Annotated in this window: 8 protein-coding genes; 2 read left to right on the top strand and 6 right to left on the bottom strand. The window is 61.9% G+C overall.

Annotation, left to right across the window (positions count from 1 at the left end):
* Positions 1 to 51 precede the first annotated feature (51 nt).
* The 6 genes from ACEK02_RS09485 to ACEK02_RS09460 all read right to left on the bottom strand — a co-directional run bounded on the left by ACEK02_RS09485 (position 52) and on the right by ACEK02_RS09460 (position 9,704).
* On the bottom strand, positions 52 to 786 hold the full coding sequence (locus ACEK02_RS09485; RefSeq protein ID WP_371421456.1) for a PopZ family protein: 735 nt from the start codon (positions 784 to 786) through the stop codon (positions 52 to 54).
* 291 nt (positions 787 to 1,077) lie between these two features.
* Complete coding sequence (locus tag ACEK02_RS09480) at positions 1,078 to 2,469, bottom strand: TolC family outer membrane protein (protein WP_371421455.1); 1,392 nt, start codon at positions 2,467 to 2,469, stop codon at positions 1,078 to 1,080.
* 232 nt (positions 2,470 to 2,701) lie between these two features.
* Positions 2,702 to 3,355 (bottom strand): protein-L-isoaspartate O-methyltransferase, encoded by a 654-nt coding sequence (locus ACEK02_RS09475; protein ID WP_371421454.1) that lies wholly within the window; start codon positions 3,353 to 3,355, stop codon positions 2,702 to 2,704.
* Positions 3,356 to 3,881: 526 nt separating this feature from the next.
* A complete protein-coding gene (locus ACEK02_RS09470; protein ID WP_371421466.1) occupies positions 3,882 to 5,213 on the bottom strand; it encodes a TolC family outer membrane protein in 1,332 nt (443 codons plus the stop codon).
* Positions 5,214 to 5,319: 106 nt separating this feature from the next.
* On the bottom strand, positions 5,320 to 8,463 hold the full coding sequence (locus ACEK02_RS09465; protein ID WP_371421453.1) for an efflux RND transporter permease subunit: 3,144 nt from the start codon (positions 8,461 to 8,463) through the stop codon (positions 5,320 to 5,322).
* Between the two features lie 14 nt (positions 8,464 to 8,477).
* Positions 8,478 to 9,704 carry an efflux RND transporter periplasmic adaptor subunit gene (locus ACEK02_RS09460; RefSeq protein ID WP_371421452.1) on the bottom strand — a complete coding sequence of 409 codons (1,227 nt, stop codon included), beginning with the start codon at positions 9,702 to 9,704 and terminating at the stop codon, positions 8,478 to 8,480.
* A 206-nt stretch (positions 9,705 to 9,910) separates the two neighbouring features.
* On the opposite strand from ACEK02_RS09460, the gene ACEK02_RS09455 reads away from it, so the two are divergent.
* On the top strand, positions 9,911 to 10,585 hold the full coding sequence (locus tag ACEK02_RS09455; protein ID WP_371421451.1) for a response regulator transcription factor: 675 nt from the start codon (positions 9,911 to 9,913) through the stop codon (positions 10,583 to 10,585).
* Complete coding sequence (locus ACEK02_RS09450) at positions 10,586 to 11,956, top strand: sensor histidine kinase (RefSeq protein ID WP_371421450.1); 1,371 nt, start codon at positions 10,586 to 10,588, stop codon at positions 11,954 to 11,956. It abuts the gene before it with no gap.
* The last annotated feature ends 32 nt before the right edge of the window (positions 11,957 to 11,988 follow it).

Genomic DNA, 11,988 nt, shown 5'->3' with positions numbered 1-11,988 from the left:
CCCTATGAATCAGCGATTGAACCTCTTGGGAATCCTGAATGTCGATCGGCCCTAGCGGCCGCCGCGCGAGACGCGCTCGATCTCGGCCTTGACGATGCGCTCGACGAGGCCAGGCAGGTTGTCGTCCAGCCAGGACTTCAGCATGGGACGCAGCATTTCCTTGACGAGATCCTCAAGGGTCCGCGCATTGTTGCTCAGGACCGTATTGGCCAGCGCATTGAATGCCGACTCCACGGACGACACGGTACTGTGCGACAATATCTGCTGCTGCGGCGCGACGGGCGGCGGATCATAGGATGGCGGGTCGAAGCGCGGCGCCGGCCGTTCGCTGCTGGCAGCGACGGCTTCGGCGAATTCGAGGTCGTCATCCGGCTCGACATGCTGGAAGGCTGGTTCCGGCTCGGGATCGGCGACCACCATCTCGTCGGTCAGTTCGAACACATCACCATCGGGCTGTGCCGGGCGCACCTCTTCCTCGGTGGTCGCGGCTTCCAGACTGGCCAACATCGCGTCGATGTCGTCCTGGCTGTTGGAGGCAGCAGGCTCCGGGGGCGGTGCGGGCTTCGGGGCTGGCGGCGGCGCCTTGGCGGCAGCGGCCTGCGCGGCAGGAATCGCCGACGGCGGAATGTCAGTCATCGCAGCAGGCCTGGGCGCAAGAGCCGGCTTGGGCGGCGGCGGTGCAACCTCGGCAACGGCCGGCTTCGCCTCGTCGTCGGCGATGATACGCCGGATCGACGCCAGAATCTCCTCCATCGAGGGCTCCTGGACCTTTGCAGGTTGCGTCATGTCCGACTCCGCATCATCAACGCTCTCGTCAATATTTTACACCAGACGAGGCTGAATTTGCCGGTTGTCGTTTTGACGACCGTTCGATTCAGCGTGCATGCCTGACTTGTCCCCAAGATCAAGCGAGGCCTGACCACCAACTGTCGCGCAGGACATGCCCAAGAAACTACTAAAGGCATTCCGAATCGCTAAGTCAGCAATACAAACGGTACGTCATCGGACAAATTGATTGCAAGCAAAGGGCCGCAGAAGCGGCCCTTTCGATACGATATCGGGTGATATCCGAGCACGTTAGCGCCCGTCGGGCGTACGCACGCCGACCCAGCTATCGCGCACCTGGTGATAGTGCACGCTGGGATCATACACATTGGTGTTCAGCTTCATCACCGTCGGTGACAGACGACCGACAGCGTTGAGCACCGCGTAGGATGCCACCACACGATCATGCTGCGCAGTGACGAGTGCGACGCGCGCATTCACCAGTGCCTGCTGAGCGTTCAACACGTCGAGTGTGGTGCGCTGGCCGGCCTTGGCTTCTTCACGAACGCCGTTCAGCGCGATTTCGGACGCCTGCACCTGGGCCTGTGCGGACGAGACCTGCGCCCTGCCCGCCAGCAACTGCCCCCAGGCCTGCACGACGCTTGCGCGAGTCTGGTCGCGCACCTGCTCGAGTGCGAGGCGCTGCTGGGCCAGCGTTTCCTTCGACTGACGGATCAGCGAATATTCCGCACCACCCTGGTAAACCGGGATCGACACCTGAGCGATGCCGGCTGCTGTCAGACCGCGCGGCTGCGAGATCGATTGTTCCCAACCCTGCTGGATGCTGGCCTGCAAGGTCACGCTCGGGAACAGTGCGCCTTCGTTGACCTTCACATTGAGGAAGCTGACATCGATGCCGAACATGGCGGCAGTGACATTCGGATTCTCGACGAGGCCGAGATCGACGGCACCGGATAACGTGTTCGGAAGGAAGCGATCGACGGGCGAACCCGCCTGCAGGTTGCTCGGCTCGTTGCCGATGATACGGCGGAAGTTCGAGCGGGTGGTGGTGAGATTCGACTCGGCGGTCAGCAACTGGGTGCGGCCGGCGGCGAGCTGGGCTTCGGACTGTGCCACGTCGGTACGGGTGACTTCGCCGACGTTGAAGCGATCACGCGTCTGCTTCAGCGTCTGCTCGAGCACGCGGACGTTGCTCTTCTGCACCTCGACGACAGCAGCGTCGCGCAGATAGTCCATGTAGATAGTAGCGGCCGAGAGTATCACTGACTGTTCGAGCACGCGCAGACCTTCGCGCGCCGCCGAAACCTGTCCCTCGGCGGCACGTGTGCGATTCGCCGTCTGGTTGCCGTTGTAGAGGCTCTGGGTGACGGTCGCGCCAACGGCGCGCGGCACCTGCACGCCATGGAGCGGGGTCACAACGCCACCGGAAGCGACCACAGCGTCCGTATATTGATAACCACCGCTTGCGGTGATCGCGACCCTCGGCCGATAACCGGACAAAGCCTGCGGCACGTTTTCGTCGGTGACACGTACCGATGCGCGCTGGGCGTTCAGCTGCGGATTGTTCTGGTAAGCGCGAACCAGGGCCGACTCAATCGTGTCGGCAAGAACCGGTGACGTTCCGGCAAATGCCAGCAAAAGGGCCGCAGCTGCAGCACCGGTGAGAGCTTTAACGCCACCCATTCTTGGTAATCCATTCATGCCGTTCACTGATCCGGACGCATGTTTAGAGCGGCGGAACAGATGATGTCCGTTAGCGAGTCTCCACTCACCATATTCCTCGCATTGGCGGGACGGAACCTCTCGTGGAATTCTGACGGTGGAAACTTGGCGAATGGGACATCCAAGCCACACTTGTAATTACCGCTGGCGATATTAGCGGTGCCCCGATGCCCCAAAAGTGTCCGGAGCGAGCCTAAAAGACGAATTCCGGGAGCTTTTCCAGGCCCGGCAGAACCGGCGCGGTGGCATCGAACAGGGGACGGGAGCCAAAATCGTCGTGAGAATGGGTCACGATCATGGCGCGGGCGGGCTTGGTCAGGGCAAACACGCCCACCAGTTGACCACCGGGGGCCAGTTGCTTGTAGAGCCCCGTCGGGAGGACTTCTGTTGCGCCGGCCAGAACGATCAGATCATAGGGGGCGTTGGCGGGATGGCCATCGGCCGGCATTCCGGCAGCTAGGGTGATGTTCGAATAGCCAAGCCGGGCCATGTCCTCTGAAGCCTTGGCCGCCAGAGCGGCGTCGCCCTCAGTGGCAGTCACCTTCCCGGCGAACTGGGCGATCACGGCGGCCGAGTAGCCCGTGGGGCAGCCAACCACCAGAACCTTGTCGGTCGCCTTCACGTCAGACGCCTGTAGCATCCGGGCCAGAACCACGGGTTTGATCAGGAAACGGTTCGGGGCGACTTCGAGGTCGAGGTCCAGATAGGCCATAGCGCGCTGGCTGGCCGGCACGAACTCCTCCCGCGGCACGGCGAGCATGGCATCGATGATGCGCAAATCGGTGACGTCGCTGGGACGCACCTGACCATCAACCATCTTCTGGCGTGCGGTCGAAAAGTCGGACATGAGCGATCCCTTGCAAACGGCTGGAAGTTCCTTTTGCAGGAATTACGGCAGCGCAAAGCGGGATGCAAGGTTCGTGAAAACACAGCAGCCAAGGCGTTATCGAGGTGATCCAAACGCGGTGTCTGACGCTATTCTTGCGGAAGGATGTTTGGTTCCCCGGGCAAGCTTCAAACCAGCGACCATTCGATGACAGAGAACTGGCATCGCGATTTAGTCGGTTGCATGACATCTCACGCCGACCACTAGCATCCTGATTCTATGGACTTTTCCGCGTTCATATCGACTTTCCTGGCGCAGGGGCCGCGAAAGGCAGGCAGCTCCGGCTGACGGGGCATCAGCCGGAGCTGCAAGGCGGCAGGCACACGCTGAAAACACCGTGCCTTCCGCAACCGGAGAACGGGACGGGTATCGAATGCTCGAACCATTCGACGATCCGCTCCATCGAAAACCCTACTCAGGCAGCCATGGGGCCGCTGCGTAACGTTCGTGGCGGCCAGCGAGCGCCACAGAGACAAAATCGGGCCTGCTACCTGCCCGATGGCGTGCGCAGGCCGTGCCATGCATCGCGCACCTGATGGTAATGCACGTCCGGCAGGTAATCGGGGGTGTTGAGAGCCAGTGTCCGGACATCCAGCCCGCCGACGGCACCCAGCAACGTGTAGGATGCGATCACACGGTCACGCAGCGCGCCGATCAGACGTGCCCTTGCCTGGATCAAGTCCTGCTGCGCGTTGAGGACATCGACGGTGGTTCGTTGGCCGCCCTGCGCTTCGCGCTGCACGCCCTGCAAGGCGACACCGGCAGCCTTCACTTCGGCTTCTGCTGCGGAGACCGCGACCTTACTGCCTTCATACGACACCCACGCTCCGACGGCGGCCGTACGCGCCTGATTGCGGATCTGCTCGAGCACCTGACGGCTCTGCGTCGCCAGTTCCTTGGCTTGCCGCGTCTGGGCGGCAGCCAGGCCGCCATCATAGAGCGGCACCGAGGCCTGGCCGACGATGGAAGCCTGGTCCGTCCCGTAGGTGCCGAGCGTCGAGTCGGATTGCATCGAACGGCTGACATTCGCCTGCACGGCGACGGTCGGATAGAGGCTGCTTTCCGCGACGCTGATGGTCGTCGTCGCGACATCAACATCGAACCGGGCAGCGAGAACGGCGGGGTTAGCCGAGGTCGCCTGAGCGATCGCGCCGTCACGGCTGGTCGGCAGCAACCGATCGATGGGTTCAGCGGGCGCCAGCCGTGCGGGCACGGCGCCAACGACCTGAAGATAGGTGGCCTGGTTGATGGCGAGGCCGACTTCTGCAGCGTTGAGATCGGCCTGCCCGCGCGCCAGCCGTGCTTCTGCCTGCGACGTATCGGTCGGCGTCACATCGCCCGAGGCGAGACGCTTGCGCGCGACTTCGAGCGTTTCGCGCAGCGCAGACACATTGGCGCGCTGCGCTTCCAAGAGCGACGTGCTCGCCAGCACATTCGTGTAAGCAGTCACCGCATCGAGCAACACACCTTGTCCGACATTGCGCAACGCCTCGCGGCCACTCTTGACCTGGAATTCAGCCACGCGGACGCTGTTGGCGGTCTTGAACCCGTTGAACAGCGTCTGCGTCACCGTCACGCCGATCGTCCACGGCTTGAGCGTTGCGCCCTGGATTGTGTTATCGGGCAAAAGATTACGGACGGCTTGCAGGCCGACGCCGAGCGTCGCAGCGACCTGCGGCCGGTATCCGGCCATCGCCTGCGGCACGTTCTCGTCCGCCGCGCGCTGCCGGGCGCGATCCGCATTGAGCTGCGGATTGGACTGATATGCCTTCACCAGCGCGTCGTTCAGGTTTTCCGCGCGAACGGCAATGACAGACATCGTCAAGGCCGCAGCGACGCCGATCACGTGACCGCTCGTCGACAAGCGTCGCCGATTTCTAATGCTGTTCTGCTTCGCCATCACGTGCCCCGCACTGCCACACTGATCATTCTGCGGGCACGGCATTCGGCGCAGCCTCGACGATGCTTTCGCGCCGCGAGAACAGGCCGATCAGCACGGGCAGGACAAGCAGAACCAGCACCGGCGCAAGCACAATGCCGCCGACCACGACCAATGCCAGTGGCCGCTGCACCTGCGACCCGATCTCGGTCGAGAACGCCGCCGGCAGGAGGCCGACGCAGGCCGCGATGCAGGTCATCATCACCGGGCGGAACCGCGCGTGACAGGCATCGGCGAGCGCGGTCATCCGCGCCATGCCGGCATCGATCAGCTCGTTGAAGTAGGACAGCAGGATGATGCCCTCCATCACCGAAATGCCGAATAGCGCGATGAAGCCGATGGCCGCCGATACACTGAACGGCGTACCGGTCACGGCGAGCGTGAAGATGCCGCCGATCATCGCCATCGGAATGACGCTCAAGGCGAGGCACATGTCGCGGAACGAGGAGAAGTGGAAATACAGAATGACACTGATCAGAAGAATCGTGATCGGCACGATCACTTTCAGCCGCGCGATCGCGTCCTGCAGATTGCCGAACTCACCAACCCATTCCAGACGGTAGCCCTGCGGCAGTGTCACTTCATCGGCGATCTTCTTCTGCGCCTCCAGAACCGTGCTGCCGAGATCGCGGCCGCGCACACTGAACTTGATCGGCAGATAGCGCTGCTGCTGCTCGCGATAGATGAAGGACGCCCCCGCCACCAGCTTGACGCTGGCGACTTCCTTCAGCGGAATCTGCACAACCGACGCGCCGCTGCTGACGCCGATCGTCAGACGCTCGATGGCACCCACACTCTTGCGATAGGGCGACGCCAGCCGAACCATGATCGGGAAGTGCCGGTCACTGCCGTCCTCATAGACCTCGCCGGCGGCCTGCCCGCCAATCGCAGTCTGCACCGCGGAATTGATGTCGCCCGGCGCGAGGCCGTAACGCCCGGCAGCATTGCGATCGACGTCGATGCGGATAGTCGGCTGCCCGACCGAGTTGAACACCGCAAGATCGGTGACGCCCGGCACCGACTGCATGACGGCCTTGATCTTCGCCGCCGTTGTCGTGAGCACATCGAGATCAGGCCCGAACAGCTTGATCGAGTTCTCTCCTTTCACACCGGACACGGATTCCTGGACATTATCCTGGATATATTGGGAGAAGTTGAATTCGATGCCCGGAAACTCGCTGCTCAAACGGTTTGAGAGCTCGCTGGTCAGCATCTCTTTGTCGACATCCTTGCGCCACTCGCTGCGCGGGCGCAGAGGCACGAAGAACTCTGCGTTGAAGAATCCGGTGGCGTCGGTGCCGTCGTCGGGCCGCCCCTGCTGCGATACCACCGTCTCGACTTCAGGATAATCCTTGATCAGTTTTCTGATCTGATTGACGTATTTGTTGCCTTCATCGAGGGAGATCGACGGCGGCATGGAGGCGCGCACCCACATATTGCCCTCCTCCAGACGGGGCAGGAATTCGAGGCCGAGCGAGCGCGCCATCAGCATCGATCCGAGCACTAGCAAACATGCGACAGCCAGCGTCACGCGCCGGCGGTCGAGCGCTAGCTTGAGCACGGGCTCATAGATCCGGCGCAGCCAGCGCACCACAACGGTCTCTGCCTCCTTGACGCGCTCCGGCAGCAGCACGGCGCTCAGGGCTGGCGACACCGTGAGTGTCGCGAGCAAGCCGCCGCTCAGCGCATAGGCGTAGGTCTTGGCCATCGGCCCGAATATATGGCCCTCAACGCCGCTCAGCGTGAACAGCGGCAGGAAGCCGACGATGATGATCAGCGCCGAGAAGAAGATCGCGCTATTCACCTGGGTTGCCGCGTCGAAGATCACCGCGAGCTTGCCCTTGAAGCCGCGGCGCAGTCCTGCGTGATCGGTCGCGCCCGCATGGCCGGCGAGATGCCTGAAGATATTTTCCACCATGATCACGGTGGCATCGACGATGAGGCCGAAATCGATCGCGCCGATCGACAGCAGGTTAGCTGACTCACCCCTGATGACGAGAATGCCGATGGCAAAGAACAGGGCAAACGGAATCGTTGCGGCGACGATCATGGCGCTGCGCAGGTCGCCAAGGAACATCCATTGCACGAAGAATACCAGCAGGATGCCGAAAGCAAGATTGTGCAGAACCGTATGCGTCGTCGCCTGGATCAGATCGCTGCGGTCATAGATGCGCTCGATCCGAACGCCGGGCGGCAAGATGCCGCTGGCGTTGATACTGGCGACCTCCGCCTCGACGCGCCGGATGGTCGGCAGGCTCTGCTGCCCGCGCCGCATCAGCACGATGCCCTGCACGATGTCGTCGTCGTTGTCCTTGCCGGCAATGCCGAGCCGGGGCTTGGCACCGACCGCGACCTCGGCGATGTCGCTGACGCGAATGGGATTGCCGTTCGACGAGGACAGCATGGTGTCGCGCACCTCGTCGATGGTGCGGATCAGGCCGACGCCGCGCACCACGGCGGATTGCGGACCGATATCGACGGTGTTGCCGCCCACGTTGATATTGCTGTTGTTGAGGACTGTGATGACCTGCGGCAGTGTGAGACCCGCGGCATTGAGCTTGTTCAGGTCGATATTGACGTCGAAAGTCTTGCTCTTTCCACCCCATCCGGTGACGTCGATGACACCGGGCACCGCGCGAAAGCGCCGTGCGATGGACCATTCCTGCAGAGTCTTCAGATCCATCACGCCGTAATTCGACGGACCGACGACACGGTACCGGAAGATCTCACCGATCGGGCTGGTCGGCGAGATCGTCGGCTGGGCACCATTCGGGAGTTGCGGCAGCTGGCTGAGGCGATTGAGCACCTTCTGCTCGGCTTCCTCGTAAGTGAGATCGTACGTGAATTGCAGCTTCACGTCCGAGAGGCCGAATAACGAAATCGTCCGCATGGTCTTGAGATTCGGGACTGACGAGACCGCCTGCTCGATCGGGATCGTGATGTATCGCTCGATTTCCTCAGCCGACTGCCCGGCGCTCTGGGTCACGATGTCGACCAGCGGCGGCACCGGATCGGGATAGGATTCGATGTTCAGGCGCAGGAATGCGACGACGCCCGCGCCGAGCGAGAGCACGAACAGAACGACGACAAGCACACGAAACTTGAGCGCGAATTCGACGATGGTGGTCACGGCGCTACCTCAACTCAATACGCATTCGCAGCGCGATCGATGAAGATGCTGCCCTTGACCACCACCCGCTCGCCGATCTTGAGTCCTTCGAGCACCTGCACCCTGTCGCCGTCGGTCAGTCCGAGGCGAATCTTGCGCATCTCCAAGGTGTGATCGTCGCGCGCAACCCATATCCGCGGCTCATCGCCCGTGTAGATGATGGCTCCTGACGGGATGGTCGGCGACAGCCGACGTTCGCCGCTGTCGAACAACGTCGCGCTGGCGAACATTTCCGGCCGCAGCACGCCGTCGGGGTTATCGATCGTGCCGCGCACGAGCAGCCGTCGCGTGACCGGATCGAAGGCCGATGCGACGTAGTCGATACGTGCGCGGAAGACCCTGTTGGGCGCGGCCAATACCTTGAAGGAGACATCCTGACCGAGTTGGACCTGCAGCGCATCGGTCTCGCGCACGAAGGCGACCAGCCAGACGGTCCTCAGATCGCCGATGACAAAGGCGGGATCGGACGCGCCGGTGGCGACATACTGACCCGGCCCCAGCTTGCGCTGAACCACGGTACCGGAGATCGGCGCAACGATGGTGGTGTCCGGATTGATCTGCCGCTTTTCGGCGAAGAGATTGATCGCCTGTTCGCTCAGGCCGAGAATGCGCAGTTTGTTGCGCGCGGCCTCGATCGCCGTTTCGCTGGATCGCTCATCGTTCTGGGCTGTGGCGAGGTCCGCTTGTGCCTGCTGCCAGTCCTTGAGCGGAACGGCCTTGCCGGCATAGAGATCGTTGGCCCGCTTTTCGATCGTTTCGGCCAACTTCAGCTTCGAGCGCGCGGTGTTAAACGCGCTGCTCGCCGCCACATAATCGTTCAGGCTTTGCACCGTGTCGGCCGCCTCCAACACGAAGAGCGGCTGTCCCTTTTCGATCATGTCGCCCGGCTTGGCGAAAATTTTGCTGGTCCGACCGGCAAAAGGCGAGAACACCGGCGTCGATGTCTCATCATTGACCGCGATCTTGCCTTCGGTCGTGAATTCGGAACGGAACGCGTAGCCTTCGGAAGCCGCGAGTTCTAACGCGCGCCACTGCGCCTCGGTTGGCCGATAAACATTGCCCGCGCCCGGATCGACGACGGCAGCGACTTTTCCATCGCCGACAGCCGCCTGCACATCGAAGAACTGCCGGCCGGCAAAAAGCGCAACCAGGCTGAGGCCGGCCAGGACTATGATAGCAACGAGAATTGGGAGACGTTTCATCACTTCCGACGACAGCGCTGTTGGGCGGTTACCGGGCCATCGCTCTGGGCGACCCTCGGGCGCGATGCCGATAATCCCCCAACCTTACAGCAGCCTTACAGGCCTCCAGGACTTGCAAAGCCCAAGGCTGCAGACCCAAGGCTGCAGACCCCTAAGGCTTGCCCCCGGAGGGGTAGATCAGCCAAGTTCCGCGCCGGAGATTCTCGATGCGACTACTTGTGATCGAAGACAATGACGAACTTGCAGGGCTTCTTGCTCAGGGCCTGCGAACGGCGGGGTACGAATCCGATCGGTTCTCCTCGGTCGAAGATGCCAGGATCGCTTTGTCGACCGTCTCCTATGCCGCCCTCATTCTCGACCTTGGCCTTCCGGACGGCGATGGACTCGACGTGCTCCGAGAGCTGCGGCGCCGGCATGACTCCATTCCCGTCATCCTGCTCACCGCCCGCGGTGGACTCGACGACCGGGTGTCGGGCCTGAAGCTCGGCGCCGACGACTATCTGGTGAAACCCTTCGCCCTCGAGGAACTGCTGGCGCGGATCGAGGCCCAGCTCCGACGGCCGGGTCAGTTGCTCGGCGCGCTGCTGAAGGTCGCCAATCTCAGCTTCGACACCCGCGAACGCCGGTGCATGATCGACGGGGCGCCCCAGCCGCTGTCGGTCCGCGAAACAACGGTGCTCGAACATCTGATGCGCAGCAAGGGACGCGTGGTCTCCAAACGGCAGCTTGAAGACAGCATTTTCGGAATATCGGAAGACGTCGGATCGAACGCTATCGAAGTCTACGTGCATCGGCTTCGCAAGCAACTCACCGAGAAGGGCTCGAAGGCGCAGATCCATACCATCCGCGGCGTCGGCTATCTCATTTCCGAGGACCAATAGATGCGTCCTCTCAACTCCATTCTCTCGCGTGTGGTCGCGCTGCATATCGTAGCCGTCGCGCTCACGTCACTGGCCATGTGCATGGCCCTGTCCTGGCTGCTCAATCGCGCGACTGACAACATCCACGACGAAGCGATGAGCAAGCAGGCGGCCGCGATTGCCTCCTATCTGCGCATGGGGCCGGACGGAAAGCCGGTCTTGCAACTGCCGCCCGACCTGCAGGGCATCTACTCGCAGCCCTATAACCGATATCTCTACGCCGTCGTCGACGAGAACGGCATCGCCCTGTTCTCGTCGCAAACCAACGGCGCGCCGGTCTTTTCAGACTGGGCAAGAACCGATCTCTCTCGTGACGAAACACGACACGGCGACGCGACGATTTCGGGCGTGAGTCTTCGCAAGACCCTCGATGGAAAAGACTTCTGGATCCAGACCGGCGAAAATCTGTCTAACCGCGACGCCTTGACGGATGACATCACCCGGGGATTTTTCCGCGAGGTCGGATGGATCACCGTTCCAATCTTGCTGATCCTGCTCGTGATCGATATCGCCATTTTCCGCAGAGCGCTGCGGCCGCTGAGACACGCGTCGCTGGTTGCTCAGGACATCGGGCCGACACGCACGGATGTCCGCCTTCCCGCCGACAATATGCCGCTGGAAATCAAGCCGTTGATGATGGCGGTCAATCGCGCCCTGGATCGGCTCGATGAAGGCTTTCGTGTGCAACGCGAGTTCGCGGCCGACGCGGCCCATGAACTGAGAACGCCGCTGACGGTGATCCGTACGCGATTGGATCTCGTCGATAATCAGGAGTTCGTTGCGAGCTTACGCAGGGATCTCGATGCCATCAGCCACCTGGTCAATCAGCTTCTCGAATTCGCCGAGGTCGAAACCGCCGAAATCTCTCCTGACGAGACCGCGGACCTGAGGGAGATCTGCGAAAATGTCGCCGCATTTGTCGCGCCTCTGGCCATATCCCAAAGAAAGACGGTTGCGGTCACAGGAAGCGAGGAGTCTGTGCTCGTCTATGGAAACCCGGAGATGATCCGGCGGGCTGTTCTCAATCTCGCAAATAATGCGGTGGAACACACCGCGGAAGGCACAACCGTCGAATTTCTGGTTCAGCAAGGCGGAACGCTAAGTATCAAGGACGCCGGCTCAGGGATCTCGCCGAACGAGCGGGAGCTTATATTTCAACGCTTTTGGCGCCGAGACAGGAATCGTTCCGGGAGTACCGGGCTGGGCCTGCCAATTGTCCGCCGGATAATAGACATCCACGACGCATCAATTCGCATTGAAGATAATCCAGGCGGTGGGACCACCTTTACTGTGGCGTTCAGGGCATATCCCCACCGAACGCCTCAGACCTGATATCAGGTTCTTGCGTCTCCCTCCGATGCAGG

Origin of the sequence: Tardiphaga sp. (assembly GCF_041424195.1) — a bacterium.
Classification (GTDB): Bacteria; Pseudomonadota; Alphaproteobacteria; order Rhizobiales; family Xanthobacteraceae; genus Tardiphaga.
Note: the sequence above shows the minus strand (reverse complement) of the source record. Positions and strands in the feature narration are given on the sequence as shown.

Coding starts and splice junctions, on each gene's coding strand:
- ACEK02_RS09485 (WP_371421456.1), bottom strand. CDS start 786: ATGACGCAACCTGCAAAGGTCCAGGAGCCCTCGATGGAGGAGATTCTG.
- ACEK02_RS09480 (WP_371421455.1), bottom strand. CDS start 2,469: ATGGGTGGCGTTAAAGCTCTCACCGGTGCTGCAGCTGCGGCCCTTTTG.
- ACEK02_RS09475 (WP_371421454.1), bottom strand. CDS start 3,355: ATGTCCGACTTTTCGACCGCACGCCAGAAGATGGTTGATGGTCAGGTG.
- ACEK02_RS09470 (WP_371421466.1), bottom strand. CDS start 5,213: ATGTCTGTCATTGCCGTTCGCGCGGAAAACCTGAACGACGCGCTGGTG.
- ACEK02_RS09460 (WP_371421452.1), bottom strand. CDS start 9,704: ATGAAACGTCTCCCAATTCTCGTTGCTATCATAGTCCTGGCCGGCCTC.
- ACEK02_RS09455 (WP_371421451.1), top strand. CDS start 9,911: ATGCGACTACTTGTGATCGAAGACAATGACGAACTTGCAGGGCTTCTT.
- ACEK02_RS09450 (WP_371421450.1), top strand. CDS start 10,586: ATGCGTCCTCTCAACTCCATTCTCTCGCGTGTGGTCGCGCTGCATATC.